Raw genomic sequence first — 26,391 nt, 5'->3', positions numbered from 1 at the left:
CCGACGCCCAAAAACAGCGCCATGGTCAAGGTTATAGGATATTTCCTACATAGAGATTCTTATAGAGTATAAGTTATATCCTATAAAATACGTGTGGTTATAGATTATAACTTATATGGTCTAGTCGCCCGTTCACTCGGGCAGGGCCGTTGCGACGCCCTCGGCCAGTTCGGGGAGTTCACCTATGGCGTCCTGTTCGGCGGTGAGCACCACCGTCGAAGCGTCGAGCACGGTCACCCATGCCTCGCCCTCGGCGGTGTCGTAGGCGTCCCACTCCAGGCCGGCGGCCTCGATCGACTCGCTGGAACCGGTCAGCTCCTCGTCGACGTCGTCGACCGGCCCGGTGGTCTGCACCAGCTGCAGGCCGTACCCGTCCGGCGAGTACCAGCCGGTGCGCAGCGTGACCGCCTCGGCGTCCGCCGCCAGCACGCTCGAGATCGGCTTCCACTCCTCCGACAGCTCAGGGCGCACGACCTCGATGCCGAGCCCCTCGGCGGCCATGTAGTCCTCGCTCGGATCGACGACACTGACCTGCCGGTCCTCGGCCGCCCAGTCCCACGCCCAGAGGAAGATTCCCAGCGGCACGAGCAGCACCGCCAGCGACATCGCCATGTCGCGCATCCGCCGCGGCTTCACCCGCTTGCCCGGTGCACGGCCCGCGGGAGCCGCAGAGGCCGCAGGCCCCTCCGCGGCGTCGTCCGCCGCGGTCTCGGGAGCCTCCGGTGACTCGGAGGCCTCCAGATCCTCCGGAGCCTCCTGGGCGTCGGGGGCCTCCAGGGAGGTCGATGTACCGCTCGCGGGCGCCGCCGTGTCGGTCGGCTCGGCCGCGGCCTTGACGTCATCGCTGGACATGCCCCCATGGTGACCGACCGCCGGGCACCGGGCCGCACCGCCCCGCCCGCAGGGTGGCGCGCCTTTCTCCCCTCCGAGGAACGCCGCACACCGAGTTGTCCATAACCCGCCCCTACGGTCCCGAATTGCGTTGCAATAACCTCACCCTCACCGAAACTCCATATGCCCGCCCTTGACGGAAGGAGTCCCCGTTGATTCTCGTGGCAGGCGAGAACGTGATCGACCTCGTGCCCGCACCGGGGGGCCAGCTGCGCCCCACCTGCGGCGGCGGACCCGCGAACACGGCCGTGACACTGGCGAGGCGCGGAGTGCCCACGGCCCTGGTCGGGTCGGTCGGCGGCGACCACTTCGGGCGGCAGGTATGGCGCCGCCACATCGCCGCCGGGGTGCGGCGCGACTATCTGGAACGCACTGACCGGCCCTCGACGCTGGCGCTGGCGGTCGTCGACGGCGAAGGCCGGGCCGACTACGACTTCTGGACCACCGGGACGGCCGACTTCGCCTGGGAGCACCGCCGGCTGCCGTGGCCGGACCCGTCCCGCGTCGACCTGATCCACTTCGGGTCGCTCGCGGCCTACATCGAGCCGTCGGCGCAGGTGATCGAGCACTGGGTGAACCGGGCCAGGCAGGCCGTGCCGGTCACGTTCGACCCGAACCTGCACCTGTCGGCGATGGGAGAGGCCGACGAGGTGCGCAGGCGCACCGAGCGGCTCGTCGGCCTGTCGAACCTGGTGCGCGTCTCCGAAGGCGATCTGGGCCGGATCTACCCGGACACCGACGTCGACAAGATCGCCTACGAGTGGCTCGAACTGGGGCCCGAGCTGGTGGTGGTGACCCTCGGCGACGCCGGGTCGCTGGCGTTCCATCGCAAGCACGTGACGGAGGTGCCCGCGGTGCCCGTCGACGTGGTCGACACGATCGGCGCGGGCGACGCGTTCACCTCGGGACTCCTGGGCTGGCTGACCTCGGCCGGATGGATGCGCCTGGACCGGATGGCCGCGTGGGGCAACCGGACCGTGGTGGCCGCCGCGCTGCGGTACGCCGGACAGCTCGCCGCCCACGCGTGCACGGTCCCCGGCGCGCCCTGAAAGGCACGCCGCGCGCAACGTCAAAACCCCGCCGAGGGGCATAAACTCGAAGCGTGTCCGAACCAGAACTGCGCGTGTGCCTTCACGAGTCCGAATTGGATGCGGCACTGCGCTTCGACGCACGGTTGGGCCTGACGTCCGACCCGAAGCACCTGCCGATGCGGCTGCACTACGACGGCCGCGGGGCGGCCCTGTTCGGCGAGCTGACACGCCAGCCGGAGTACTACCTGACCCGGTGCGAGCGGCAGATCCTCGCCTCGCACGCCGACGAGATCGCCGAGGTGCTGGCCACCGAGTCCGGCACCGGCGGCTTCGAGAGCCCGATGGGCGCACCGGTCTCGGTGGTCGAGCTCGGCGCGGGAGCCGCCGAGAAGATCCGGGTGGTGCTGGACGCGCTGAACCGCGACGGCCTCCTGGAGTCGTTCTGGCCGTTCGATGTCGACGCCGGTTCGGTGCGCGAGGTGATCGCCGAGCTGGGGCGGGCCTACCCCGACATCCGGCTCGGCGGCATCATCGGCGACTTCACCGTGCACCTCCAGCACCTCCCCGACGACCACCACACCAGGCTGGTGGCGTTCCTGGGCGGCACGTTCGGGAACTTCAGGAGCATGGAGCGCGGCCAGTTCCTGCGGGATCTGCGGGACGCGCTGCGCCCGGGCGACTGGTTCATGGTGGGCGCCGACCTGGTGAAGGACCCCGAGGTCCTCCTGGCCGCGTACAACGACGCCGCGGGGGTCACCGCCGAGTTCGACCGCAACGTGCTGCACGTCCTCAACCACCGCCTCGGCGGCGACTTCGAGCCGGAGAACTTCGAGCACCTCGCGCTGTGGGACGAGGACGCCACGACGATCGAGATGCGGCTGCGGGCGCTGAAGCCGATGGAGGTGGACCTGCCCGCGCTCGGTCTGAGCATCGCCTTCGCCGCGGGCGAGGAGGTCCACACCGGCGTCTCGGTGAAGTTCCACGCCGAGGAGCTGGAGGACCAGTTGCGGGCGGCCGGTTTCCGGCCAGAGCACCGCTGGAGCGACCCGGGCGGCCGCTTCGGCGTCTTCCTGGCGCGGGTCGCCTGAGCGCGGAAGCCCGCGACGCGATGCAGAAGACCCCTTAGGGTGTTCGGCATGGGAGAAATCGTGCTGATCCGCCACGGCGAGACGACCTGGTCGGCCACCGGCCAACACACCTCGGTCACCGACCTCGACCTCACCGACACCGGTGTGGCCCAAGCCGAAGCACTCGCTCCGCTGCTGAAGGGCTGGAACTTCGCGGCCGTGTGGACGAGCCCCCGCAAACGGGCCGTGAGGACCGCCGAACTCGCCGGACTGCCCGTCACCGCCGTCAAGGACGAGCTGGCCGAGTGGGCGTACGGCGACTACGAGGGACTGACGATCGAACAGGTCCACGAGATCGACCCCGACTGGACGATCTGGACGAAGGGCGGCGTCGGCGAGGGCGGCGAATCGGCCGCGGCGGTCGAGGCCCGGCTCGACAGGGCCATCGATGAAGCCGCGGCGCTCCTCGACGAAGGCGACGTCGCGTTCATCGCCCACGGCCACAGCCTCCGCGTGGCCGCGGCGCGCTGGCTGGGCCGCCCGGCCCTGGACGGGCGCGACTTCACCATCGACACTGCCTCGATCGCGGCGCTCGGCTTCGAGCACGGCCGCCGCGCGATCGCCCGTTGGAACCTGACCGCCGCCTTCGCCCACCCGGAGTGAAGGCGGCTAGCGAAAGCGGCTCTCGTGAACCACGCTCATGATGTCGTACGACTACGCTGGAGAGCGGCGGGAGTTCGGAGGGGCACCAATGGAAGCGATCCTGATATCGGTCGCCGCGGCGGCGGCCGGCAAGGCGAGTGAGGCTGTGGTGAAAGGCGGCGCGGTGGCCGTCAGGAAGGCCGCGGAGCTGGTGCGCCGGCGGTTCGCGGGCACGGCCGAGCTGGAGCGGGCCGAGCGCGGCGAGATCGCGGTCGAGGACCTCGCCGAGGCGATCCAGCACGCCTGCGCGAGCGACGAGGACTTCCGCCGGAACCTCAGCGACGCGGTCGGCCAGCCGATCCGGGTCGCCAAGTTCCACAACGAGTTCCACGGCGACGTCAAGAACGTCGTCCAGGCCGACACCGTCAACGGCCTGCACCTGAGCTGAGGGAGCACGAACCCCGGCTCTGGTACGCTTCGGCGGCCATGAGCCCACTCCTCACCTCGCTCCGGTCTATGGCGTCGCGGTTCCCCGCCCGCGCCTGGACGGCCGGTTTCGCCCTCGCGCTCGTCGCCGATCTGGCGGCGGTCACGCTCGGCGCCGACGGCGCCCGCTGGGTCACCAAGCCCGCGCTCATGCTCCTGCTCATCGGCCTCCTGGCGGTGTCGGCGCCGCCGGGGCGATCGGCCCGCATGCTCGGCGCCGGTCTGGTGCTGGCGTGGGCGGCCGACATCGCCCTGCTCGTCGACGGCACTGCCGCGTTCCTGACCGGCATGGCGCTGTTCGGCCTGATGCAGCTCGACTACATGGCGGTCTTCGTCCGGGCCGGGGCGCTGGAACGCCTGCGGCGCCGGTGGCCGGTGCCCGCGGCCTACCTGGTCTTCTGGATCGGCGCGAACCTCATCCTGTGGCCGCGCCTCGACGCGCTGGCGGCGCCGATCGCGGTCTACAGCCTGCTGCTGGTGGCGATGGGCGCGGCGGCGTCGGGTCTGGGCCGCCGGGCGGCGGTGGGCGGCGCGCTGTTCGTCGTCTCGGACCTGATGCTCGGTGTCGGCGTGGCCGGGCTCGACTTCCCGCTGCGCGACCAGGCGGTCATGGCGACCTACGGGGCGGCGCAGCTGCTCATCGTCCTCGGTTGCCTGAGGAGCCCGGCGTTCGCGGCGCGGCGCTAGTCCTCCCGGGTCAGCAGGGCGATGTTGCGGCGCAGGAACGCATCCCCCATCACCGAGGCGAACCGCTCCTCGTCCGGAGGGGCGAGGTCGCGGATGCCGATGCCCTCGGCGAGCCGTCGGGGATCGCCGCCGCGCTGCAGGTAGTCGGCCGCCAGCGCGAGCCCGAACTCGGGATCGAGGGCCTCGGCGGCGCGGTCGATCGCGTCGCGGCGGGTACGCAGCAGCAGCAGGGTCATCTCGTTCAGCGCGAGCATGGCCATGACCATCCACCCGAGCATGATCTCCGGCAGATCGGCCAGGACCGCCACGGTGACCGGCAGGAACAGCACGAGCAGCAGGAACACCACCGCGACGCCGAAGTTGCTCGCCTGACTCGGCTCGTTGCCGTCCCGCCGCGCCCGGCGCCGGGCCCAGCCGACGCCCGCGATCGTCCTGACGACGCCGGCGGCGTCGATGGTGAACGAACCGGCGGTGAGCACTCCCAGGCGCTTCACCAGCGGCCTGACGGCCAGGTAGACGGCCACGGCGCCGACGTCGACCACCGCTCCGACCAGCGGCCCGGCCAGCACGAGCGACATCACCAGCGCGGCCGCGAGGCAGCCGACGCAGAACAGGAGCAGCAACGCCCGGCCCACGTCGAGTCCGGCGGGCGTCCGCGCGCGGGGCAGCGCCGCGGCCAGCAGCCGGGGATCGGACCGGACCTGGACCAGCCGCTGCAGGTCGTCGGGCCCCGGCGCCGACGAGGCGAGGCGCTGCGCCTCCATGACGAACCGCAGCTCCCGACTGCTCATCCCCTCGGCCATCTCGAGGGCCCGCTCATCGGTGACGCCCTCGGCCCGCGTCATCGCGAGGTATTCGGCCATCGTCGTCTCGTCCAGTGGATCGTTGCGCGCCATCGCCGGGCCTCCATCCTGGCCTTGCGGCCGCAAAGCCGATAAGCTCCCAGTGTATGAAACGCGTGCTGTGGATTCTCACCTTCGTGGTGGGCGGCTTCTTCGTCGTGCGGGCCTTGATGGAGCCGTTCATGATCGACTTCACGGACCCCTCGACGTACGAGACCGACTGGGGCGGCCCCAGCCTCATCGGCGTCCTGGCCGTCCACATGGGCCCCGGCATCGTCGCCGCGGTCCTGTTCATCCGCTGGCTCCGCAAGACCGACCGCCGCAAGCCCACCGAACCGACCCCCGCCGAGTGACCATTCGCAGGCGGACCCCTTGACAATACTGATCAACATCGCCGCAATAGCGGTGTTCACCCTGCTTGTCATCGGCGTGGTCTGGATAGTGCTGCGCGCCTTCCTGAACCGCGACCCCGACGCTCAGGAGACCCGCACGGCTCCGGACCCCCGACCGGTACGCACACGATGGCTGCTCGGCATCGGCGGTTTCCTTCTGTGCGGCATGTTCATCTCCTGCGCTTATACAGCGCAGATCGCATTCGGTGCGCCGATGGGCGAGCGGACCACCCCGGTCCTGGAAGTGGTCGAAGTCCGCCAATGCGGGCGCCCGATAGTCGGTTTGGGCCTGGTCCGCTTGTGCGAGCTGACGGTTTACGAATCGGAAGCACCGCTGTACAGCTTCGATTTCCCGGACGTCATCACCAGCGCAGGCGTCGTCGAGCCCGGGGACCGCGTGGCCCGTTACTCCCCCTCGGGTTGGGTGCGCGCACTGCAATTCATCGGCGGCGAGCCGCAGTGGCGGTCACTGGAGGACACCGGGAAGCCGAACCTCGTCTGGCTCCAGGCCGCCGCGCTGGTGCTCGGCCTGCTCGTATTGAAATGGCTGGACGAGCGGCTTCGGGCGCGGCATCGCACCACGCCCGAAGCGAACGAGGTCAGGTGACGTCGATCCTGGTGAGGCGCTGAGTGGCTCTCGTCAGGACCACGTAGGCGACGCCCGGACCGTGCTCGGCCGCTATGCCGTCGAGGTCGGCGGCGATGACCGCGTCCCATTCCAGGCCTTTTGATTCGAGCGGACCGACGAGCATCACGCGGTCGTCGTGGACGACCGCGGACAGCTCGCCGTGGCGGGCGTACGGCGCGATGATCCCCACCGTGCCCTCGACCGCTTCGAGCGCCTCGACGACCGCCCCGGCCACGCCGGGCAGGAGCGCGTCGGCGGCGACCGAGCGCTCCTCGACGTCCACGCCGGTCTCGCGGACCGCCTCGGGCAGGTCGATGTTCTTCAGCCGCGGCTTCGCCCACTCGGCCGCGTAGTCGAAGACCTCTTTGGAGTTGCGGTAGTTCTTCGTCAGATGGAACTCGTGGAGCCGCCCCCGCGGCACGGACCGGCGCCTGGCGTCGGCGCTCTCCTTCGGCCGCGGCCAGCTCGACTGGGCCTCGTCGCCGACGATCGTCCAACCGGCGGTGCGGCCCCTGCGGCCGAGCATCCGCCACTGCATCGGCGAGAGGTCCTGGGCCTCGTCGACGATGACGTGGGCGTAGTCCTCGTAGAAGGCGTCGCGGGCCTGGCGCTCGGCCCGGTCGTAATAGCGGTCCTGCGTCGTCGAGACCTCCTGCACGCCGCTCCAGGAGCGGATGCGGTCCCGATCGCGCGGCTCGGGCTTGACGCCGAGGAGGAGCCGCAGCTCGTCGAGCAGCGCCACGTCCTGGACCGAGAAGTCCGAGGCCCGGAACGAGGCGGCCACGGCGTCGATCGACGAGCGCTTCAAGTGGCCCTCGGCGGCCGAGGCGAGGCGGCGCTCGTCACCGGCCCACCCGAGGACCTGGGCGGGGTCGAGGTCGGGCCACCAGTGGTCGAGGAAGGTGAGGAACTCGCCGCGGGAGCCGAGGTCGCGGGAGAACTTCGCCGGTTCGGCGTCGGGCATCAGCGGTTTGACCTTGCGCCACAAGGCGACGAGCAGGGCACGGCCCGCCTCGGTCTTGGCGAGGTTCGGGCGCTGCTCCTTCTCGAAGACGCGGGCGCGGGCGGCCCCCAGCTCGGCCGCGTCGAGCCCGAACACCTCGCCGCGGTAGACGATGCGCAGCTCCGCGGGCGCGCCGGGCGGCGTCTGACGGACCAGGCGCCGGAGGATCGGCAGCATGACGGTGCCGCCCTTGACCGAGGCGACCTCGGACCGGTCCTGCCTGACGGCCTCGACGCCCGCGTACAGCTCGCCGAGGGAGTACAGGGCCGCGGTCTCCTCGCCGAGGCTCGGCAGCACCCGGCCGATGTACTTCATGAACACCGCCGACGGCCCGACGACGAGGATGCCCGCGGCCTCGTAGAGACCGCGGTCCTGGTAGAGCAGGAACGCGGCGCGGTGGAGGGCCACGACGGTCTTGCCGGTGCCGGGCCCGCCGGTGATGACGGTGGCGCCGCGCCCGGGCGCGCGGATCGCGGCGTCCTGCTCGGTCTGGATGGTGGCGACGATGTCCTTCATGCGCCCGGTCCGCTTGCGCCCCAAGGCGGCCATGAGCGCGCCGTCGCCGATGACGGGGAGGCGGTCGGCGGCGTCCTCGTTGAGCAGGTCGTCGCTGATCTCCTCCACGCTGCGTCCGAAGGAGCGGATGACGCGGCGGCGGGCCACCTCCTGGCGGTCGACGGCGGTGGCGCGGTAGAACGGCGCGGCGGCGGGGGCGCGCCAGTCCACCAGGAGGGTCCGGTACTCCTGGTCGCGGACGCCGAGACGGCCGACGTGGCGCACGCGCCCGTCGTCGAAGTCCAGGCGCCCGAACACGAGCCCCTCGTGCTGCGAGTCGAGGTCGGCGATGCGGCGGGCGGCGCGGTAGACGAACACGTCGCGCTCGTACTGGGCGCCGGGCACGGTCGTGTCGCGGTGGGCGTAGCCCGCTTCGCGGTGGCCTTCGGCGTCGGCGCGGAGCACGTCGACGCGGTCGTAGACGCGATCGGCGAACTCCTGCTCGATCGCGATCTCCTGCTCGGGGGTGTTGGACGGGTCGGGAGTGGGGACGGCGTGGGACGTGTCGACGTCCTGTGGGTGCTTGGCGTCGACCGAGTCGGGTTCCTGGGACACAGCGCTCCTCGCTCGAATTCGGGAACGCACCAGCTTAGCGTGCCGGAGTACCGGTCGTCCGCGAATCGCGGCCTATGTGCGGTCGGGCCAGCGCTTGGCCATCCACGTGGAGTCGTCGCCGTCGGTCTCGGCGAAGCCGAAGCGTCGGTAGAGTTCTTCGGCGCCTTGGGTGGCGAGGAGGACGCGCCGCAGCCCGATCCGGTCGAGGTCGTCGATGACGTGGCCGACCAGGCGTTTTCCGAGTCCTTCGCCGCGCGCGTCGCGGTCGATGTAGACGTCGCAGAGCCAGGCGAAGGAGACGGCGTCGGTGATCACTCGCGCGATTCCCGCCTGCCGACCGGAATGGTGGTAGACGCCATAGCAGAGGGAGTTCGCGACCGCCCGGTCGCTGCGTTCCCGCGAGCGCCCGGTGGCCCAGTAGGTGTCGGTCGAGAGGACGCGGTGCACCCATTCGAGGTCGAGGCGTTCGGGGTCGGTGGAGATGACGTACTGCTCGGGCTGGTCCATGCTCGTCCTTTCGCTCGCGCCGGACCGGTCCGACTCTACTGCGCGGCGCCCGCGGGCACGGTCTGGCGAACCTGCTTGCGGCGCAGGTAGATCTCGATGAACAGCCAGTTGAAGGCGAAGGAGCCGACCGCCGACGCGGTGTAGGCGACGGCGAAGAGGCGCTCGAACTCGCCGTCGTAGACCGTCTCCAGGAGCGGCATCTGGACGCCGATGAAGAGGCCGAGGTAGATGCGCAGGGTGACCGCGGCGAAGGTGAAGGCCATGTTGCGCAGCATCCAGCGCTCGTGCTCGGCGAAGTCGCGTGCGCGGACGGCCCTGTAGGCGCGGTAGGCGGAGTAGAACCAGACGATGTCGAGGGTGATGAAGGTGACCATCGCGATCGGCCCGGAGGTGGTGAGCGCCGCCACGACGATGCCGCTGAGGCTGCCGGGGAGGATGCCGCCGAGGAGGTAGGTGCGGCCGATGACCCGGTGGACCTTGGGGTGATTGCGGCGGATGCCCGCGAAGAACTGGAACGGCCCGAGCAGGAGCGCGAGGCCGGCGGTGGTGGCGTGGACGATCAGGAACGGCAGGTGGATCGCGACGTCGTCGCGGATGTCGACGCGCGGGTTGACGTCGCCGGGGACGAGGTAGGCGGGCAGCGAGTAGAGGACGATGCCGATGCTGAGGGCGGTGACGACGCCGAGGGCGACGCGGCCGCGGCGCCGGGTCGGCGTGCGGTCGGGCGGTGCGGAGAGCGAGACCATGGGGTTCCCTTAATGTGAGTGATACTATCGATAGTGAAACTATCATTAAGTCACGGCCGCGTCAAGACGGCCCCCACTGGAGTCGGGTAAGAAAGACCAATGCGAATCGGAGAGCTCAGCGCCAGAACGGGCGTTCCCACGGCCACGATCAAGTACTACGTGCGGGAAGGGCTCTTGTCCGGCGGGGAGCGAATCCGCCACAACCAGGTCAGCTACGGCGAGGGGCACGTCCGGCGACTGCGCCTGGTGCGCGCGCTCGTCGAGACCGGCTCGCTGCCGATCGCGAAGGTCCGCGAGATTCTGGCCGAAGTGGACGATCCCCGGCGCGACCTCGACAGCGCGCTCGGGGTGCTCTCGCGCGCCCTGGGCAGGACGCGCGAAGCCGCCGATCCCGAGCCTGCCGACTTGGAGGCGGCCATGGCGATCGCCGACCGGCACGGTTGGGCGGCGATGGGCGCCGAGCACCCGCAGATGAAGGCGCTCGCGGACGTCATCGGGACGCTGCGGCTGCTCGGCCTGGAGGCGCTGATCGACCGCGCCGACGACTACGCCGGGGCAGCGCGGATCGTCGCCGAGACCGACATCGAGATGCTGGCCGCCCAGACCGATCGGGACGCGGTGCTCGAGTCGATGATCATCGGCACGGTGATCGGCGACGCCTTCTTCGCGGCAATGCGGCGCCTCGCGCACATCGAACTGTCGGGAAGGCGATTCAAGGCGCACGAGAACTCACCCGATGACACGGCGGACGACTGATCCTCAAGGGACGCAATCAGAGCAGCGCATGCCGCCCCCCCTGCGCGATGGCCGCATGCGCGAATGGCAATGTCTGCACCTGTCGGGTTTTTGACTTCGCAAGCCGATTGTGCCGTTGTACGGTATTTCCATGCCGCTCGGTGATGGCTCGGCTACAACGAGGTCGCTGCTCGACAAGAGACACTGCCTCCATCACAGGAGGCCGCTCGGTGAAGTGGGGTAGACGAGCGGCCCGCGGCGGGGCTCCGATTACCTGGCCCGGAGCCCCGCCGCTCAAATCCGCCAGGATTTGCGGGGCGGGGCGGAGGGCCAGGTAATCATGGCGGCAGGGCCCTGGCCCGGAGCCTGCTGCGCAGCAGCAGCGCGAAGCGCCCGCCGCTCAAATCCGCCAGGATTTGCGGGGCGGGGCGGAGGGCCAGGTAATCAAGAAGGTGCGGCACCTGGCCTGGAGCCCCTTCGCGAAGCGAAGGCGCGAAGCGCCGCCGCTCAAATCCGCCAGGATTTGAGGACTCAGTAGGTCTTGGCGTTTCGTTCCGCCTTCGGGGCGATCACCTCGCGCGCACCGGCGCGCCGTTCGTCGACGACCTCGACGCCCGGCGCGAACCGGGCCGCCCCGGTCGCCACGTCCGCCGCGGCCCTTCCGGACAGCCGCACGCTCTGCGCCAGCATCATGTGCCCCAACCGCACCGGCACGCCGTTCTTCCGGTGGCCCTCGCTCCTGCGCTGGCGCTCGCTCGGCTCCCGCTGGCTCACCTCGTACCAGTTGCTCGACTTCTCGACGCCCAGCATCGTCGTCCGCACCGGGATGAGACCGAGCAGCTTCCCCGGGCGGCGCCACACGACGAGCCGTTCGACCTCGTCCCACGGCACGGCCACCACCGGCGCGTCCTTCCGCAGGTGCATCCCCCACCCGGCGTCGGCGAACAGTCTGATCCCCTTCCCGTCCATACCGACCGCCACCGGACCGCGCAGCAGGTTGAAGGCCTTCAAGCCCACCGACAGCACCACGGCGGCGACGAGGAGCAGCAGCCCCACCTCAGCCGGGCCCTCCTGCCACATCCCCCGCGAGTCCCGGTATTCGACCGTCTCCCCGCTCGCGTCCATCAGCATCCACGGCGTGGCCGCCACGAGCGCGGCGGTGATCGCGAACCAGACGAGGTCGGCGGTCCGCACGCGCTCGGTCACGGTGATCTCGGCGGGCGGGAATGAGGATCGCGTCATGGGGTCCTCCCGTGTGCTCGTGGGTCTGGACCACCGATTCTGTCAGCCCGATGCGCGTCCGGCCGCAGGCAGCTCAGCGAGTGGGATCTCCCGGCGTTCGGACTAGGATTGGCCGCGGACAACGGCCGCCTCGATCTAGGAGCGATTCTCTTGGCCCTCAACTCGAACATGGTCCCCCTCGGCACCCCCGCGCCGGACTTCGCCCTGCCGGACCTCGACGGCGTCGAGCGCTCGCTCGCCGATTTCGACGCCCCGGCCCTGCTGGTCGTCTTCGTCTGCAACCACTGCCCCTACGTCAAGCACATCGAGCAGGCCTTCGGCGCGTTCGCCTCCGAGCAGGCCGATCTCGACGTGGTCGCGATCTGCGCCAACGACGCCGAGAACTACCCCGACGACGCCCCCGCGGGCCTCGCCGAGCAGGCGGCGCGCGCCGCCTGGACGTTCCCGTACCTGGTCGACGAGTCGCAGGAGGTGGCCCGCGCCTACAAGGCCGCGTGCACGCCCGACTTCTTCCTCTACGGTCCCGACCGCAAGCTCGCCTACCGCGGCGCGTTCGACGGTTCCACGCCGGGCAACGGCGCCCCGGTGACCGGCGAGTACCTGGCCGCCGCCGTCGAGTCGGTCCGCAAGGGCGAGCCGGTCCCCGAGCCGCACTACCCGTCGACGGGCTGCGGCATCAAGTGGCGCGAGTAGAAATCTCGCCCGCGCAGGCTTATACCTATACTTTATATCCTATAATCTATAACATGCACCACGGCTGCGCGAGCCTGAGCTCGCGCGGCTCTCAGCGCCACAGGTCGGTCAGGGCGATCTCGAGCTCGCCGAGCATGGTGCGCAGCAACGGCATCGAGAGGCCGATGACGGTGCCCGGGTCGCCCTCGATGCGGTCGATGAACGCCGAGCCGTAGCCGTCGAGGGTGAACGATCCGGCGACGTGGAGCGGCTCGCCGGTGGCGACGTAGGCGGCGATCTCGGCGTCCGAGACCTCCGCGAAGTGCACGACGGTGCCCGAGGCGCGGATGATCTTGCGGTCGGCGGCCGTGTCGATCAGGCAATGTCCGGTATAGAGGATTCCGGAGCGGCCGCGCATCCGCTTCCACCGCGAGGCGGCCTCCTCGGGCCCGTCGGGCTTGCCGAGGATCTCGCCGTCGAAGTGCAGCACCGAGTCGCAGCCGAGGACGAGCGTTTGCGGGCTGACGAGACCGAGCACGGCTTCGGCCTTGAGTTCGGCGAGGGTGCTGGCGAGCTCGGCCGGGTCGTGGCCGATCACCCGGCTCTCGTCGACACCGGAGACGATCACCTCGGGGGTGAGGCCCGCCGCGTCGAGCAGCGCCCTGCGCGCGGGCGACTGCGAGGCCAGCACGAAGGGGCGGGTGCGGCCTTCGGTCGAGTCCGGGGTGGCGGGCAGGCGGCTCAACGGTCCAGCCCCCGGCGGGCCGGGACGGCGGTGTCGCGCCAGGAGCGGCGCACCCGCAGCCGCAGGCCGGGGTCGGCCCAGGAGACGCGGCGGCGCGCGGCGCCCTCAGTGGCCTCCTCCTCGCGCGGCAGCGCGGTGAGCACGCCGACCAGGGCGGCGAGCTCCTCGGCGGTGGGGTTGCCGTTCAGGACCTTGAGTTCAAGGCTCATCGCTGCGCTCACTCCTCGATGTCGAATTCGCGGTGGACCCTCTCCCAGAAGCCGTCGCGGACCCAGATCCGCGCTTCGGGGTGGTCGCGTAGAGAGTAGCCGAGTTCCTTCTCGGCCTCCACCAGCAGCTCCTTGTCGATGACGGTGGGCAGCTGCGGGCCCGGCAGGAGGTCGGCGATGTTGTCGGCGCCGCGGGTGAGGAGCCACTTGTGGCCGACGTACTCGCCGATGGACCTGACGGTCTCGGGGTCGAGCTTTTCACCCGTCTGGGTGGTGCGGACGAACTTGGGCCGGGCGGACTCGGCCTGAGCCAGAGCGTCGGCGGCGTTCATGGTGACGGCGACGGACTGGCGCTGCCCGAACACGGCGGCCGGACTGGGCACGACCGGCTCGGGCTCGGCCATGGGCGCGCCGACCATGCCGCGGGTCGCGGCGGCCGCGGTGCCGCTCTTGGCGAAGTAGGGCTTGAGCTCCTCGGCGTCGATGGTCTCGACGGTGTCGGACTCCCAGACGAGCCGCTCGGCCTGGTTGGTGCCGTACGGCGGCTCCACGCCCCACAGGTGGATCCGGACGCCGTAGGCCTGGGCGACCTCGACGGCGGGGACCATGTCCTCGTCGCCGGCGAGGAGGATCGCGTCGTGGATGGCGCGGTGGCGCGCGAGCAGTTCGAGGTCGGAGCGGATCTGTGCGTCGACGCCCTTCTGCTGGCCCCGCGAGTTGAGGTTGCCGAGCCGCACCTTGACGAATTCCATGTTGGCGATGACGCGCTGGTCGACGGTGGGGACGCGGTCGCGGGCGGCGTCGAACCAGTACAGGCGGAGCAGCTCGCCGTCGGGGAGGTGGCGTCCGGCGCGTTCCATGATGGTGCCGATGAGCTTCTCGGCGTCGACGCGGTAGTCGCGGCGCGATGTGGCGTCCAAGAGGAGCTCGGCGGCCGCCGCGTAGAGGTAGCCGACGTCGATCAACATGGCGTACCGCCTGGTCAGCAGCCCAGGCAGCATCCCTACAGTCTGTGTCATGGCCCACTCCCAATCTCGGGCGGGACGAAATGTCCCGCTTCCCCCGGCTCTCTAAGACGGTACCCGGATCGGGCTTCTGGGATGGGAGTGGTGGGGTCGGCCGCGCGTGCCGCGACGGACCGGCGAGACGCCGCGGCGGGCTCGGAGCGCAGGTCCCGGGCCCGCCGGGCGCGCCTCAGAGCGGGATGTTGCCGTGCTTCTTGGCGGGCAGCTCGTCGCGCTTGGAGGCGGTCATGCGCAGCCCGCGGACGAGCTGGGCGCGCGTGTCGCGCGGCTGGATGACCGCGTCGATGTAGCCGAGCTCGGCGGCGACGTACGGGTTGTTGAGCTTCTCCTCGTAGTCGGCCATGAGCTCGGCGCGCTTGGCCTGCTCGTCATCGGCCTTGGCGAGGTCGCGGCGGTAGAGGATGTTGACCGCGCCCTGGCTTCCCATGACGGCGATCTCGGCGGTGGGCCAGGCCAGGTTGAGGTCGGCGCCGACGCCCTTGGAGCCCATGACGCAGTAGGCGCCGCCGTAGTCCTTGCGGCAGACGACGGTGAGCTTGGGGACGGTGGCCTCGGCGTAGGCGAAGATGAGCTTGGCGCCGCGGCGGATGATGCCGTCGTGCTCCTGGGAGGTGCCCGGCAGGAAGCCGGGGACGTCGACGAAGGAGATGACGGGGATGTTGAACGCGTCGCAGAAGCGGATGAAGCGGGCGCCCTTCTCGGAGGCGTCGATGTCGAGGCAGCCGGCGAAGTGCATGGGCTGGTTGGCGACGATGCCGACAGGGCGGCCGTCGAGGCGCCCGAAGCCGGTGATGATGTTCTTGGCGAACAGCTCCTGCGTCTCGCAGAACTCGCCGTCGTCGAGGACGGCCTCGAGGACCTTGTGCATGTCGTAGGGCTGGTTCGCCGAGTCGGGGATGAGGCTGTCGAGCTCGACGTCGGTGCTCGTCAGGTCGAGCTCGAAGTCCTTGGACTCGTAGACCGGCGGCTCGTCGAGGTTGTTCGACGGGAAGTACGACAGCAGCTGCTTGACGTATTCGAGGGCGTCGTCCTCGTCGCTGGCGAGGTAGTGGGCGTTGCCGGCGACGGCGTTGTGGGTGCGCCCGCCGCCGAGCTCCTCCATGCCGACGTCCTCGCCGGTGACGGCGCGGACCACGTCGGGCCCGGTGATGAACATGTGGCTGGTCTGGTCGACCATGACGGTGAAGTCGGTGATGGCCGGGGAGTAGACCGCGCCGCCCGCGCAGGGCCCCATGATGAGCGAGATCTGCGGGATGACGCCGGAGGCGCGCACGTTGCGGAAGAAGATGTCGGAGTAGCCGCCGAGGCTGGCGACGCCTTCCTGGATGCGGGCGCCGCCGGAGTCGGAGATGCCGATGATGGGGCGGCCGGTGCGGAGCGCCAGGTCCTGGATCTTGGTGATCTTCTCACCGGAGACCTGGCCGAGGGAGCCGCCGAGCACGGTGAAGTCCTGCGCGAAGACGCACACTTCGCGGCCTTCGATGGTGCCGTAGCCGGTGACGACGCCGTCGCCGTAGGGCCGGTTGGCCTCCATGCCGAAGTTGGTGGAGCGGTGGCGCGCCAAGGCGTCGAGTTCGACGAACGACCCCTCGTCGAGCAGCGCCTCCAGGCGCTCGCGTGCGGTGCGCTTGCCCTTCTCATGCTGCTTCTCGATGGCGCGGGGGTTGCCGGTGGCCGCCTCGTCGAGGCGCTCGGCGTGATCGGCGAGCTTCCCGGCCGTCGTGTGGATGTCGATGTCGGTCACGACTCGGATCGTATCGGCCCCGTCTGTGGCTACGCTGGGTGCGTGAGCACACCGACGCGAACGCCACTGGACCGGGCAGCGCTGCGGGCCCTGTTGTCGGAGAAGTCCGACTTCTGGACCGAAGTAAATGTGGTAGACGTCACTGGTTCGACGAATGAGGACCTGGTGGACCTGGCGCGGCGCGGCGGCGAGCAGGGGCGGGTCCTCATCGCCGAGCAGCAGAGCGCCGGACGGGGGCGCCTGGGCCGCCAGTGGGAATGCCCGAGCGGGGCTGGGCTGATGATGTCGGTGCTGCTGCGCCCCGACCGTCCGCGGGACGAGTGGGGGACGCTGAGCCTGGCGGCCGCGGTGGCGCTGGAGGAGACCCTGCGGGCCGTCGCGGGCGTCTCGGCGAAGCTCAAGTGGCCCAACGACGTCCTCATCGGCGGGCGCAAGGTGTGCGGGATCCTCGCGGCGGTCGGCGGCGCCGGCGACGAGGGCGAGCCCATCGGGGGCGCGGTCGTGCTCGGGCTGGGCCTGAACGTGTCGCTCACCGAGGCCGAGCTGCCCGTGCCGGAGGCGACCTCGCTGCTGCTGGAGGGGGCCGCGACGCTCGAGCGGGAGGTGATCGCCGCGGCCTTCCTGGCGCATTTCGCGGCGGTGTACCGGACGTGGAACGCCTCGGGCCCGGCGCACGCCATCGAGCGGTGGCGCGAATATTCGGCCACCTTGGGGCGCCCGGTTGCGGTATCTTTCCCCAACGGCCGCAAGGTGGCGGGCGTGGCGACCGACATCGCCGCGGACGGACGCCTGGTCGTGGCGGGCCGCGACGGGGAGGGACGCGAGGAGGTGCTGACGGTCGCTGCGGGCGACATCGTCCACCTCCGGCGAGGCGACCGAGGAGTGGCGTATTGACCGACGACGTACGAGCGGAGCCCGACGACACCGCCACGGGGCTCGGCATGGACTCCGAGCGGCTCTACCGGTTCCTGCTGTCCAAGTCCGATGCCTCGGTCGCCCAGCTGGCCGCCGAGAGCGGCCTGGCCTCCGCGGACGTGCGGGAGCTGCTCGCCGAGCTCGTCGACGCCGGGTTCGCCACGATGAGCGCCGATTCGCGATACCGGGCCGTCGCCCCGGACATCGTCCTGGGCGGGCGGCTCGCCTTGCAGCTCAACACCGTCCGGTTCGGCTACGAGGCGCTGCGCGAGCTGCTGGAGATTCACCGCACCGGCCCCGGCCGGGGCGGGCGGGACGACCGCGGGCGCTGGGAGCAGGTCACCGGCGCCGTCGCCATCCAGTCGCGGCTGACGCAGCTGCGGGACGGTGCCGAGCGGTACGTCCGCACCTTCGTCAAGCCGCCGATGGTCCTGCCGACGCCCGACGGCGAGCAGCACCGGGAGCTCCAGGCGCGGGGAGTGCGGTACCGGCTGCTGTTCGACCGCTCCATCCTCGACTCCGATCCCGAAGGGGCGCATCTGCGTCAGCACCTGGACTGGAGCGACGAGATCCGCTTCGCCAAGCGGTTGCCGCTCAAGCTGCTCATCATCGACGACCGCACCGTCATCATCGAGGACCCGGGTTCGGACCGGCCGCGGGCGCTCATCACCGCGAACGAGTCGATCGTGCGGCTGGCACTGGAGCTGTTCGAACGGTTGTGGGACACGGCCATCTCGGCGCGCGCGGACGCCGAGGGCGCCGCGGGCGCCGGCATCGGCGATGACGATGCGCTGCTGCTGAGCTTGCTCATCGCCGGGCTCACCGACCAGGCGATCGCCTCGAAGCTCGGCATCGGGCTGCGCACGGTGCAGCGGCGCGTCCGCGAGCTGATGGACCTCGCCGACGTCGACACGCGGATCCAGTTGGGTTGGCACGCCGCCAAGCACGGCTGGGTGTCCTAAACGGATGGTTTGGTCCCGGCGCGCCGCGGCCGCGGCGCGGAATCTGGCGCACCCGCACGCTGACACGGTGTTGTACTGTGCAGGGGCAACGATTACCGCCCTTCACGGCGAAGCCTGCGAGCCGTACATCGGCACAGCGGCGACGCCCGCGAACCGTGAACGCACCCGGCGGCAAGCTTGCGAGCCGTGAATTTCGTACAGCCCGACGCTCACTCCTGGAGGTCACGCAGTGGGGTATCCCGATGATCAGCTTGCCCGCGGCGAGCAGGTCCAGCTTCATTCGCACCCGCACTGGAAGGAGGCCATCGGGCCCGTCCTCTGGTTCGTCGTCTTCCTCCTCATCGGTGCCATCGCCATCTACTACACGGCCGGGACCGACTGGTCGATCAAGACGTGGCTCATCCTCGCCGAGGTCGTCATCACGGTCGGCCTGCTCGTGTGGCTCTCGGTCGTCCCCTGGATCAAGTGGCAGACCACGCACTACGTCATCACCGACCAGCGCGTCATGTGGCGGACCGGCATGGTGACGCGCGAGAGCCGCCACATCCCCCTGGCCCGAGTCAACACCGTCTCCTACACGCAGTCGATCACCGAGCGCATCTTCGGCTACGGCGACTTGAAGATCGACTCGGCCACCGACGACGGGGAGATCGAACTCACCGACGTGCCCCAGGTGGACAAGGTCAAGGCCGTCATCTACCAGCTTGCCGAGGACGACCGCAACCGCCGCGCCCAGACCAGCGACGGCACCTGATCGGAAGCCCCGCGACCGCCACGGCGGATCTTATAGGGTATAACCTATAATCATCTTATAGGTTATAACTTATAGGGTCCGCCGTCTCGCTGCGCGACTCAGAGCCGTCCGGCGGGGCGGAACACCACCGGCTTCTCGGCGCAGCCTCGGATCGACCACAGGTCCGCCTCGCGCGGCGGAGCACCTGCGCGGCTTTCCGGCGACGCCCCCGAACCGACCACAGGGCCGCTCCGCGCGGGGAACGCCCCGCCCGGTTTCCCGGCGTAGTCCCCGAACCGACCGCAAGGCCCGTCCCGCGCGGCGGAGCACCCGCCTGAGCTTCTCGGTGCCGTTCCCGAACCGACCTCAGAGCCGCCCCGCGCTGCGGAACACCCAAGTGCGGTAGGCGTAGAAGCGGAACGTCGAGGCCAGGCCGACGCCGATGACGTTCGCGGCGAGGTTCTTCGCCAGCACCGTGTCGAAGTACTCGGGCCAGACCTGCGCGAGCCCGCTGTTGGCCCACAGGCAGGCGAGCGAGATGAGCAGCCCGATCCCGTTGAAGAAGAAGTACAGCAGGTACTGGCGATGGGCCGCGCTCGAACCGAGGCGGTCGCGCCATGTCCAGTACCGGTTGCCGAAGAACGCGAACGTCGTGGCGATCACGGTCGCGGTGGTCTTGGCGATCCAGTCGGGCCAGTCCAGGCCGAGCATGAGCAGGTTGAACAGCCCCACGTCGATGCAGTAGGCGGTGCCGCCGACGCCGACGAAGCGGAACAGCTCGCCGCCGTGCGACCGCAGCAGCCGCCAGCCGCGCGTGATCGGATTGCGCGGCCTTGAGCCCGAAGGCGTCTGGGGCACGGTTTCTGCGGAGGTGCTCGGCACCTCCACAGCGTAGCGTGTTCGGGGTCTCAGCCGCTCGGTGCCGCGACGGCCACGACCCCGACGATGAAGGGATCGCCGCCGCGGGCGAACCGGACCTCGCCGTCCTCGGCCAGGTCGGTGGAGCTGACGGCGACGTCGACGCCGAACGTGCGCCACTGCGGGCCGTTCGCCGCGCCGTTCGCGTGGCCGCGCCCCGGCTGCCCCATGTCCTGGCCGCCGACGGTGAGCTCGTCGCCGTCCTCGCATGCCGAGGAGCCCCACAGCGTGTAGGCGACGGTGACCTCGCCGCCGCCGCGGACGTCGATCACCGTGTCGGCCGCGGGCGCCCCGTCGTAGACGGCGACCTCCCGGGAGTCGGCGCCGGATTCGGCGTAGACGACCGTCAGGGACCACCCGGCCCATTTCGGGCCCGAGCAGTGCGGGCTGCCCCACGCGTTGCCGTGCTCGCACTGCGCGGCGGGCAGCGCGTGGTTGTCGGTGGCGAGCCAGTACTCCCCCGGCCCGGTGACCAGGCCGGTGACGTCGACGAACGCCTGCACGCCCGGATCGGTGTCGGTGACGGTGGCGGCGCTCAGCTCGCTCCAGGCGCCGCCGGGACCGGCCAGGGCGACCTCCAGCGGCAGGTCGTCGTCGACGCCCGCCCAGTACAGGCCCACCCAGCGGATCTCGGCGCCGCCCGGGACGTCGACGGCGGTGCCGCTGACGGCCTCGCCCTCCTTGCCGGTCGGGGGCTGCGGGTCACCTGGCTTCGGCTTGTACGGCTTCATCGGGCCGTTGCCATTGCCGTTGCCATTGCCATTGCCGTTCGCGTTTTCACAGGCGGGGACGTCGCAGGTGAGCCAGGTGTTGCCCGCGGCGGTGACGCCGGTGGCGTCGAGGCTGGCGTAGGCGACCTCGGTGCCCGCCGGGGCGACCGGGACGCGCAGGTCGGTGGCGCCGGAGATGTCGGGGCCGAAGATCGAGACGGCGAAGGTCTGGTAGCCGCTGACGTCCTCGGCGATGGCGATGCGGACCTCGGCGACGGCGGGGTCGGGCAGCTCGCCGATGGTGCACCGGACGAGCGGGCCGTCGCTCTCGCAGCGCCAGCCGGGTTCGGCCTCCTCGGCGGCGAGCGCGATGCCCTCGGGGAGGGTGACCTCGATGCCGACGCGATCGGTGGCGGCCTGCCCCCAAGCGGTCTGGCGCGGCAGGGCGCGCGCGGACTCGGGGGTCCGGTCGGCCTGGCGGGTGGTGGGCGCGTAGCCGCCGCCCGGCCTCCCCGGCTCCAGGCGGATCGGCAGGACGCCCTCGCCTCCGGCGATGAGGCCGGAGCTGCCGAGGCCGTGCTCGATGCCGTAGGCGGCGGGCTCGGCCGGTTCGACGGGCTCGTCCTCGGCCGGGACGAGGCCGGTGGAGTCGTCGGTGGCCGGTTCGGGGTCGTCCGGCTCGGGATCGGGCTCGGCGGGCTCCTCCTCATCGTCGGGCGACGGGGCCGCCTCCTGGGTCTCGGCGACCGGCGGCTCGGGTGCGGCCTGCGGTTCGCTCTCCTCCTCGCTGGGCAGAAGCGCGAAGACCACGACGGCGGCGACCACGGCCGCGGCGGTGCTGCCGCCGGTGGCGATGGAGCCCTTGGTGCCGAGCTGCTGGGCGACGCCCCTGATCCAGTTGCCGAAGGCGAGGAACGGCGAGAGGAGGGCGCCGAGGAGGCCGCCCGCGGCGATGCCGGCCGCGGAGGCGGCGCCGGCGGCGAGGTAGGGGGCCGCGGCGGCGCCGAGGATGACGGGGGCGAGGACGAGGCGCAGGCCCGAGTTGAGCTCGGTGAGCTCGGCGAACAGCAGATTGCAGGAGACGCAGCCTTCGAGATGGTCGTCGACGCGTTCGGCGTCGCGGACCCCGAGCTTGCCCCGGACGCGCGCGCCGAGCCGGTCGACGGTCCACCGGCACGCCTCGGGCGGGGCGTCGGCGGCGTGCTCGGTGAGGTAGTTCTGGCGCAGCTTCTCGCGGGCGCGGTAGGCGAGGGCGGCGACGCCGTTCGCGGTCATGCCGAGCATGGCGGCGATCTGGGCCGGGGTGTCCTCTTCGACCTCGGTGTGCCACAGGACCATGCGCCAGCGCTCGGGGAGTTTGCCGAAGGCGAGGGCGGCGTAGCGGCGCTCGGCGCCCGCGACGGTGCTGTCGACGGTGGGGTCGGCGACGAGCTCGCCGGCGTCGAGGGCGGCGAGGTCGTCGGTGAACTCGACGCGCTGGTCGCGCCGGACGCGGTCGTAGAAGGTGTTGCGGAGGGTGCGGAGCATGTAGGGGCGGAAGGCGAGGTCGGGGCCGCGGCCTTCGCGGAGGATGTGGAGGAGTTTCGCGAACGTCTCAGAGACGAGGTCGTCGGCTCCGGCGGCGTCCCTGGAGAGGACGCGGGCGAGGCGGCGGGCGGCGTGGACGTGGCGCTCGTACAGGACCGCGTAGGCGGCGGTGTCGCCTTCGCGGGTGGCGGCGAGGAGTTCGGGGTCGGACAGGGCGTCGGGGTCGCGGGTTTCGACGCGGCGGGGATTTCCGGCGGATACATCGTCGGGCATGGTTCGCCGGTGCTCCTTCCTTGTGGCGCCGAGCTCGTAGCATCAGGGGCTCGGGTTGTGGCTCGTCAGGGTGGCCGCTGTGCCGAACGGTCGGGGGCGGCGGGCGGCACCTTCACCGGGTTAACGAGTGACTACGGTTCGGGTTGTGCCTAGAGGGTAGGCGAAATCGAAACCATTACGAATAGGACCTTTTCCGAATTTCCAGGCGAATATCCAGCGTTATCGTGAATTGTGATTCGATTGTGACCACGAGTGACGGTATAGGTCGTGCTCAGCGGTGTTCCAGCTGACTGTCGGAAATCTGTCAGGTTATTGCGTACCGTTGAGAAACGCACGGATCTCGCGAACGACCCCGGGAGGTGAGCCATGCCCGCTTCGGTCCTGCTGGCCCTGCTGGTCGCCACCAGCCTGCTCGCACTGACCCCCGCGCTGGTGCGCCGCTACGACCCCGACGAGCGCATGATCGCCGACCGCGCCGCCTCCGACGGGCGCGTCCTCACCCGTGAGCCCCACCGCCCCGAACCGGACCGCGACGCCCCCGATGAGCCGGGCGAAACGCCCGCGCCCGGGCCGGTCGGGGTCCCCGAGGCATCGCCGGGCCGGGAGCGGCGCGGCAGCGGCCGCGGCGAGTCGGTACGGTTGGAAGTCGACCAGTCGGTGACCGGCGAGGACCCCGAGATGAGTGAGACGGCCAGGCTTCGGCAGATGCGGGCGGAATGGTGGCGGCGGCGGCACCGCCGCATCCTCTACGTACTCATCGCCCTGACGCTTCTTGAGCTGCTCGGCGTCGTCGTCGCCGGGCCCGGCTTCTGGCTCGGCGCGGGGATCGCCCTCGTCGTCCTCGGCGCCTACGTCTACTTCCTGCGCGCCCGCGCCAAGCAGCGGCGCGGCGGCCGGGCCGCCCGCCGCCCGCGCGCCATGCTCACCACCGAGCCCGACGACGAGCCCGAGGAGGGGCCGCCCACGTACGTGCCCGAGCAGCCCGGCGCCGACGACGGGTACGAGGACGAGGAGCACCGCGAGTCGTTCCTGTTCGAGAACGGCACGCTGCACGAGCCCGAGGACCCGCCGCAGCGTCCCGAGGCGCGGCGGCCGGACTCCACCGGCGGCATCAGGGGCCGCTCGTACGAGTCCCCCGCTAAGCTCGAAGGGTTATGCCTGAGCAGACCGAGCACCGCCACATCCTGACGTTCAACTTCCGCCAGGGCCGCAACAAGCCGCGCCACGACGAGGCCATGGCCCGCCTGTGGCCCCGCTACGGCGTGGAGTGGGAGCCCGAGGACGGTGAAATCGACCCCGCGGCGCTGTTCGGGCGCGAGGCCCCGCTCGTCCTCGAGATCGGCTCGGGCAACGGCGAGGCCGCCGCCGCGATGGCCGACGCCGACCGCGACCGGGACCTGCTGGCCGTCGAGGTCTACCCGCAGGGCATCGCCGACCTCATGGCCCGCGCCGAGGAGCGCGGCCTCGACAACGTGCGCGTCTACAAGGGCGATGCTCTGCCGCTGCTGTGGCACGGGATCGCGCCCGGCTCGCTCGACGAGATCCGCGTGTACTTCCCCGATCCCTGGCCAAAGAAGCGCCACCACAAGCGCCGGATCATCCAGCCCGCGCACGTCGCCACGATGCGCGGTCTGCTTCGCAGCGGCGGCGTCCTCCACTGCGCTACCGACATCGCCGACTACGCCGAGCAGATGCTCGAGGTCCTCACCACCGACGAGGGCCTGGAGAACACCGCAGGCGGCTACGCCCCGCGGCCGGAGCACCGCCCGGTGACGAAGTTCGAGCGCCGCGGCACCGCCGCGGGCCGGGAGATCTTCGACCTCGTCTTCCGCAGGCGCTGACCCCGCCGGGGAAGGCGATCCATGAGGAAGCCCGATGTATGCTTGATACAAATGTCACCAACATCGGGGGGAAGGCATGTCCGTCACGCAGATCGACCTCGACGACGAGGCACTCGCCAAGGCGATGCGCCTCATGGAGACCACGACCAAGAAGGACACCGTCAACACGGCGCTGCGTGAATACGTCGAACGCATGGAGCGACTGAAGGCCGCCGAGCGCCTGTACGAACGGGGGCGGCGCGGGGAGTTCGACGCGGCGGCCGAGGCCCACCGAGCGGCCAAGCAGGCTTGGAAAGACGCCGCCGGTGATCGGTGACCACCTGCTCGACACCTCGGCGCTCTGGTTCCTGTTCCGCGACGCCCGCGCCATGGAGGCCTGGCACGAGCACATCGCGTCGGGCGCCTTCGGGATCTGCGAGGCCACACGGGCCGAGTTCCTCTTCTCGGCGATGAGCGCCGCGCACCGCGACGAGCTCGCCGAGGACCTCGACCGCATGTGTCGGACCGTTCCGGTCCCCAAGCACGCCTGGCGCTGGGTCGAAACGGCCCAGCACCGGCTGACGCAGCGCGGGCAGCACCGGTCGGCGGGGGTGATCGATCTGCTGGTGTGCGCCACCGCGGTCCACCACGACCGCACGGTTCTGCATCTCGACAACGACTTCCGCAGCGTGGCGTCGGTCATGACCGAGCTGCGAGAGCGCGACGTGCGTCCGATGGCCTGACCGGCGGCTCGGTCACCGCCCGCCGAGGCCGAAGTGCCGGAATACGCGTTTCGTTCCCCGCCCAGGTGGTAAACCAGGTGCCAAGCCGACCGGCCACCGGGGCCACCGGCTCCTCGTGGAGGGACACGGCACATGGACGCTCGCTATGAGGGCGGAGTCCTCGCCATGCTCGTCAGCCTGCTGGACGCGAGCCACCTGGTGGCCTTCAAGGACATCCCGCAGGAGGTGAACCGGTGCGCCGCCATGGCCGACCTGGAGGACGTGGCGATCTACCTGGTCGACATGCAGCAGGAAGTGCTGCGGGAGATGACCGGCATCGGCGTCGACGCCAAGCAGGAGTCCGAGCGGGAGTACGCCGTCGAGGGCACGATGGCCGGCCGCGCCTTCCAGTACGGGCAGCCAGTGATGGGGTCCCGGGACGGCAGGGACCGGTTTCTGTGCTGGGTGCCGCTGATCAAGGGCACCGAGCGCCTCGGGGTCCTGCGCGCGGGCAGCCCCGGCGACGACCCCGACACCGTCCGGAAGATCGAGCGGCTCGCGTCGATGGTCGCACTGGTGCTGCTCGCCCGGCGCCGCACCAGCGACGCCTATCCGCGCCTGCTGCGCACCAAGCGCATGGAGGTCGCCGCCGAGCAGGAGTGGCAGCTGATGCCGCCGCGGACGTACGCGGACTCCGACGTGGTGATCAGCGGCGTCATGGAGCCCGCCTACGAGGTCGGCGGCGACGCCTTCGACTACGCGATGGCCGGCGACACGGCCCACCTGGCGGTGTTCGACTCCATGGGGCACGACACCACCGCGGGGATCGCGGTCAACCTGGCCATGTCGATCTACCGCAACCGGCGGCGCCGCGACGTCGACCTGGTCGAGACCAGCGTGGAGATCGAGCGCATCCTCATAGAGCAGTTCAACGGCGACCAGTACGTCACCGGCGTCCTCGCCACCTTGGACACCCGCGACGGCATGCTGCGGTGGATCAACCGCGGCCACCCGGCGCCGATCATCATCCGCGGCCAGCGCTGGTCGACCAGTCTGAAGTGCCCTCCCGCCCACCCGATGGGCACCGACCTGGGGCTGGATCCCACGGTATGCAGCGAGCAGTTGGAACCCGGCGACCGCGTGGTGTTCTACACCGACGGCATCACCGAGGCCCGCAACCACGACGGCCAGGAGTTCGGTCTCGACCAGTTCACCGACTTCCTCATCCGGCACCACTCCGACCAGCTCCCGACGCCCGAGACGCTGCGCCGTCTCATCCGCAGCATTCTGGACCACCACGGCGGGAAGCTGACCGACGACGCGACCGTCCTCCTGGCCGAGTGGATCAGCTCCGAGAAGACGAGCAGGCGCCGGCTCGAGCGGACCGTCGGTCTCCCGCGGTTCTGA

At 70.6% G+C, this 26,391-nt stretch carries 29 protein-coding genes; 17 read left to right on the top strand and 12 right to left on the bottom strand.

What is annotated here, in order from left to right; all coding sequences use genetic code 11:
* Positions 1-132: 132 nt before the first annotated feature.
* Positions 133-852 carry a DUF4245 family protein gene (locus H613_RS0103130; RefSeq protein WP_026922655.1) on the bottom strand — a complete coding sequence of 240 codons (720 nt, stop codon included), beginning with the start codon at positions 850-852 and terminating at the stop codon, positions 133-135.
* Positions 853-1,052: 200 nt separating this feature from the next.
* Between H613_RS0103130 and H613_RS24070 the strand changes: the two genes are divergently transcribed.
* From H613_RS24070 to H613_RS24065, 5 genes are all read left to right on the top strand, one after another.
* The gene (locus tag H613_RS24070; RefSeq protein ID WP_245598461.1) at positions 1,053-1,940 is read left to right on the top strand and encodes a carbohydrate kinase family protein; all 888 of its coding nucleotides are present in this window, start codon (positions 1,053-1,055) and stop codon (positions 1,938-1,940) included.
* Between the two features lie 53 nt (positions 1,941-1,993).
* Complete coding sequence (egtD, locus tag H613_RS0103120; RefSeq protein WP_026922654.1) at positions 1,994-3,010, top strand: L-histidine N(alpha)-methyltransferase; 1,017 nt, start codon at positions 1,994-1,996, stop codon at positions 3,008-3,010.
* Positions 3,011-3,058: 48 nt separating this feature from the next.
* Complete coding sequence (locus tag H613_RS0103115) at positions 3,059-3,652, top strand: histidine phosphatase family protein (RefSeq protein ID WP_026922653.1); 594 nt, start codon at positions 3,059-3,061, stop codon at positions 3,650-3,652.
* A gap of 88 nt (positions 3,653-3,740) precedes the next feature.
* Complete coding sequence (locus H613_RS0103110) at positions 3,741-4,079, top strand: hypothetical protein (RefSeq protein ID WP_026922652.1); 339 nt, start codon at positions 3,741-3,743, stop codon at positions 4,077-4,079.
* Between the two features lie 38 nt (positions 4,080-4,117).
* Complete coding sequence (locus tag H613_RS24065) at positions 4,118-4,804, top strand: lysoplasmalogenase (RefSeq protein WP_084546284.1); 687 nt, start codon at positions 4,118-4,120, stop codon at positions 4,802-4,804.
* Here H613_RS24065 and H613_RS0103100 read toward each other — a convergent pair.
* Positions 4,801-5,700 (bottom strand): hypothetical protein, encoded by a 900-nt coding sequence (locus H613_RS0103100; protein ID WP_026922651.1) that lies wholly within the window; start codon positions 5,698-5,700, stop codon positions 4,801-4,803. The two genes, H613_RS24065 and H613_RS0103100, sit on opposite strands and share 4 nt — an antisense overlap.
* A gap of 53 nt (positions 5,701-5,753) precedes the next feature.
* Between H613_RS0103100 and H613_RS0103095 the strand changes: the two genes are divergently transcribed.
* Both H613_RS0103095 and H613_RS0103090 read left to right on the top strand, forming a co-directional pair.
* Positions 5,754-5,999 (top strand): hypothetical protein, encoded by a 246-nt coding sequence (locus tag H613_RS0103095; protein ID WP_211234683.1) that lies wholly within the window; start codon positions 5,754-5,756, stop codon positions 5,997-5,999.
* Positions 6,000-6,018: 19 nt separating this feature from the next.
* Entirely contained in the window at positions 6,019-6,645 is a 627-nt protein-coding gene (locus H613_RS0103090) for a hypothetical protein (RefSeq protein WP_156925797.1), read from the top strand.
* Here the strand turns inward: H613_RS0103090 and H613_RS0103085 are convergent.
* The 3 genes from H613_RS0103085 to H613_RS24060 form a co-directional block, all read right to left on the bottom strand.
* Complete coding sequence (locus H613_RS0103085) at positions 6,638-8,677, bottom strand: UvrD-helicase domain-containing protein (RefSeq protein WP_026922648.1); 2,040 nt, start codon at positions 8,675-8,677, stop codon at positions 6,638-6,640. The two genes, H613_RS0103090 and H613_RS0103085, sit on opposite strands and share 8 nt — an antisense overlap.
* 174 nt (positions 8,678-8,851) lie before the next feature.
* A complete protein-coding gene (locus tag H613_RS0103080) occupies positions 8,852-9,286 on the bottom strand; it encodes a GNAT family N-acetyltransferase (protein ID WP_026922647.1) in 435 nt (144 codons plus the stop codon).
* A gap of 35 nt (positions 9,287-9,321) precedes the next feature.
* Complete coding sequence (locus tag H613_RS24060; RefSeq protein ID WP_051392878.1) at positions 9,322-10,032, bottom strand: DUF2306 domain-containing protein; 711 nt, start codon at positions 10,030-10,032, stop codon at positions 9,322-9,324.
* Between the two features lie 99 nt (positions 10,033-10,131).
* On the opposite strand from H613_RS24060, the gene H613_RS0103070 reads away from it, so the two are divergent.
* Positions 10,132-10,788, top strand: coding sequence for a MerR family transcriptional regulator (locus H613_RS0103070; protein ID WP_026922646.1), 657 nt, complete (start codon positions 10,132-10,134; stop codon positions 10,786-10,788).
* Positions 10,789-11,298: 510 nt separating this feature from the next.
* Here H613_RS0103070 and H613_RS0103065 read toward each other — a convergent pair.
* Positions 11,299-12,009 (bottom strand): hypothetical protein, encoded by a 711-nt coding sequence (locus tag H613_RS0103065; protein ID WP_026922645.1) that lies wholly within the window; start codon positions 12,007-12,009, stop codon positions 11,299-11,301.
* Between the two features lie 150 nt (positions 12,010-12,159).
* On the opposite strand from H613_RS0103065, the gene H613_RS0103060 reads away from it, so the two are divergent.
* Positions 12,160-12,702 (top strand): thioredoxin family protein, encoded by a 543-nt coding sequence (locus H613_RS0103060; RefSeq protein ID WP_026922644.1) that lies wholly within the window; start codon positions 12,160-12,162, stop codon positions 12,700-12,702.
* Between the two features lie 91 nt (positions 12,703-12,793).
* Here H613_RS0103060 and H613_RS0103055 read toward each other — a convergent pair whose 3' ends face one another.
* The 4 genes from H613_RS0103055 to H613_RS0103040 form a co-directional block, all read right to left on the bottom strand.
* Positions 12,794-13,426 (bottom strand): Maf family protein, encoded by a 633-nt coding sequence (locus H613_RS0103055; protein ID WP_245598446.1) that lies wholly within the window; start codon positions 13,424-13,426, stop codon positions 12,794-12,796.
* Positions 13,423-13,635 carry an acyl-CoA carboxylase subunit epsilon gene (locus H613_RS24055; RefSeq protein ID WP_035735911.1) on the bottom strand — a complete coding sequence of 71 codons (213 nt, stop codon included), beginning with the start codon at positions 13,633-13,635 and terminating at the stop codon, positions 13,423-13,425. The genes H613_RS0103055 and H613_RS24055 overlap by 4 nt, the downstream gene beginning before the upstream one ends.
* An 8-nt stretch (positions 13,636-13,643) precedes the next feature.
* On the bottom strand, positions 13,644-14,654 hold the full coding sequence (locus H613_RS0103045; protein ID WP_051392877.1) for an NYN domain-containing protein: 1,011 nt from the start codon (positions 14,652-14,654) through the stop codon (positions 13,644-13,646).
* 175 nt (positions 14,655-14,829) lie between these two features.
* Entirely contained in the window at positions 14,830-16,404 is a 1,575-nt protein-coding gene (locus H613_RS0103040) for an acyl-CoA carboxylase subunit beta (protein WP_026922641.1), read from the bottom strand.
* Positions 16,405-16,446: 42 nt separating this feature from the next.
* On the opposite strand from H613_RS0103040, the gene H613_RS29780 reads away from it, so the two are divergent.
* The 3 genes from H613_RS29780 (at position 16,447) to H613_RS24045 (ending at position 19,035) form a co-directional block, all read left to right on the top strand.
* The gene (locus H613_RS29780) at positions 16,447-17,298 is read left to right on the top strand and encodes a biotin--[acetyl-CoA-carboxylase] ligase (protein ID WP_035736043.1); all 852 of its coding nucleotides are present in this window, start codon (positions 16,447-16,449) and stop codon (positions 17,296-17,298) included.
* Positions 17,295-18,281 (top strand): hypothetical protein, encoded by a 987-nt coding sequence (locus H613_RS0103030; protein ID WP_026922640.1) that lies wholly within the window; start codon positions 17,295-17,297, stop codon positions 18,279-18,281. Before H613_RS29780 ends, H613_RS0103030 begins: the two co-directional genes overlap by 4 nt.
* Positions 18,282-18,510: 229 nt before the next feature.
* Positions 18,511-19,035 carry a PH domain-containing protein gene (locus tag H613_RS24045; RefSeq protein WP_051392875.1) on the top strand — a complete coding sequence of 175 codons (525 nt, stop codon included), beginning with the start codon at positions 18,511-18,513 and terminating at the stop codon, positions 19,033-19,035.
* Between the two features lie 345 nt (positions 19,036-19,380).
* Here H613_RS24045 and H613_RS31280 read toward each other — a convergent pair whose 3' ends face one another.
* On the bottom strand, positions 19,381-19,896 hold the full coding sequence (locus tag H613_RS31280; RefSeq protein WP_169731942.1) for a GtrA family protein: 516 nt from the start codon (positions 19,894-19,896) through the stop codon (positions 19,381-19,383).
* A gap of 26 nt (positions 19,897-19,922) precedes the next feature.
* Positions 19,923-22,442, bottom strand: a complete 2,520-nt coding sequence (locus tag H613_RS28845) for a sigma-70 family RNA polymerase sigma factor (protein WP_051392873.1) — start codon at positions 22,440-22,442, stop codon at positions 19,923-19,925.
* 366 nt (positions 22,443-22,808) lie between these two features.
* Here H613_RS28845 and H613_RS24025 point away from each other — a divergent pair, with 366 nt between their 5' ends.
* The 5 genes from H613_RS24025 to H613_RS0102985 all read left to right on the top strand — a co-directional run bounded on the left by H613_RS24025 (position 22,809) and on the right by H613_RS0102985 (position 26,391).
* A complete protein-coding gene (locus H613_RS24025) occupies positions 22,809-23,630 on the top strand; it encodes a SepX/GlpR family protein (protein WP_051392872.1) in 822 nt (273 codons plus the stop codon).
* Entirely contained in the window at positions 23,597-24,283 is a 687-nt protein-coding gene (trmB, locus tag H613_RS0103000) for a tRNA (guanosine(46)-N7)-methyltransferase TrmB (RefSeq protein ID WP_026922639.1), read from the top strand. The genes H613_RS24025 and trmB overlap by 34 nt, the downstream gene beginning before the upstream one ends.
* A gap of 76 nt (positions 24,284-24,359) precedes the next feature.
* Positions 24,360-24,599 carry a type II toxin-antitoxin system VapB family antitoxin gene (locus H613_RS0102995; protein WP_026922638.1) on the top strand — a complete coding sequence of 80 codons (240 nt, stop codon included), beginning with the start codon at positions 24,360-24,362 and terminating at the stop codon, positions 24,597-24,599.
* On the top strand, positions 24,592-25,005 hold the full coding sequence (locus tag H613_RS0102990) for a PIN domain-containing protein (protein WP_035736036.1): 414 nt from the start codon (positions 24,592-24,594) through the stop codon (positions 25,003-25,005). The genes H613_RS0102995 and H613_RS0102990 overlap by 8 nt, the downstream gene beginning before the upstream one ends.
* Positions 25,006-25,137: 132 nt before the next feature.
* The gene (locus tag H613_RS0102985) at positions 25,138-26,391 is read left to right on the top strand and encodes a PP2C family protein-serine/threonine phosphatase (RefSeq protein WP_211234682.1); all 1,254 of its coding nucleotides are present in this window, start codon (positions 25,138-25,140) and stop codon (positions 26,389-26,391) included.

This window comes from Glycomyces arizonensis DSM 44726 (genome assembly GCF_000482705.1).
Lineage (GTDB): Bacteria > Actinomycetota > Actinomycetes > Mycobacteriales > Micromonosporaceae > Glycomyces > Glycomyces arizonensis.
This window is presented reverse-complemented; position numbering and strand designations above follow the sequence as displayed.

Bases quoted from the DNA above. Each gene is read 5' to 3' on its own strand.
- H613_RS0103130 (WP_026922655.1), bottom strand. From the start codon at position 852: ATGTCCAGCGATGACGTCAAGGCCGCGGCCGAGCCGACCGACACGGCG.
- H613_RS0103115 (WP_026922653.1), top strand. From the start codon at position 3,059: ATGGGAGAAATCGTGCTGATCCGCCACGGCGAGACGACCTGGTCGGCC.
- H613_RS0103110 (WP_026922652.1), top strand. From the start codon at position 3,741: ATGGAAGCGATCCTGATATCGGTCGCCGCGGCGGCGGCCGGCAAGGCG.
- H613_RS24065 (WP_084546284.1), top strand. From the start codon at position 4,118: ATGAGCCCACTCCTCACCTCGCTCCGGTCTATGGCGTCGCGGTTCCCC.
- H613_RS0103100 (WP_026922651.1), bottom strand. From the start codon at position 5,700: ATGGCGCGCAACGATCCACTGGACGAGACGACGATGGCCGAATACCTC.
- H613_RS0103095 (WP_211234683.1), top strand. From the start codon at position 5,754: ATGAAACGCGTGCTGTGGATTCTCACCTTCGTGGTGGGCGGCTTCTTC.
- H613_RS0103080 (WP_026922647.1), bottom strand. From the start codon at position 9,286: ATGGACCAGCCCGAGCAGTACGTCATCTCCACCGACCCCGAACGCCTC.
- H613_RS24060 (WP_051392878.1), bottom strand. From the start codon at position 10,032: ATGGTCTCGCTCTCCGCACCGCCCGACCGCACGCCGACCCGGCGCCGC.
- H613_RS0103070 (WP_026922646.1), top strand. From the start codon at position 10,132: ATGCGAATCGGAGAGCTCAGCGCCAGAACGGGCGTTCCCACGGCCACG.
- H613_RS0103065 (WP_026922645.1), bottom strand. From the start codon at position 12,009: ATGACGCGATCCTCATTCCCGCCCGCCGAGATCACCGTGACCGAGCGC.
- H613_RS24055 (WP_035735911.1), bottom strand. From the start codon at position 13,635: ATGAGCCTTGAACTCAAGGTCCTGAACGGCAACCCCACCGCCGAGGAG.
- H613_RS0103045 (WP_051392877.1), bottom strand. From the start codon at position 14,654: ATGACACAGACTGTAGGGATGCTGCCTGGGCTGCTGACCAGGCGGTAC.
- H613_RS28845 (WP_051392873.1), bottom strand. From the start codon at position 22,442: ATGCCCGACGATGTATCCGCCGGAAATCCCCGCCGCGTCGAAACCCGC.
- H613_RS24025 (WP_051392872.1), top strand. From the start codon at position 22,809: ATGCCCGCTTCGGTCCTGCTGGCCCTGCTGGTCGCCACCAGCCTGCTC.
- trmB (WP_026922639.1), top strand. From the start codon at position 23,597: ATGCCTGAGCAGACCGAGCACCGCCACATCCTGACGTTCAACTTCCGC.
- H613_RS0102995 (WP_026922638.1), top strand. From the start codon at position 24,360: ATGTCCGTCACGCAGATCGACCTCGACGACGAGGCACTCGCCAAGGCG.
- H613_RS0102985 (WP_211234682.1), top strand. From the start codon at position 25,138: ATGGACGCTCGCTATGAGGGCGGAGTCCTCGCCATGCTCGTCAGCCTG.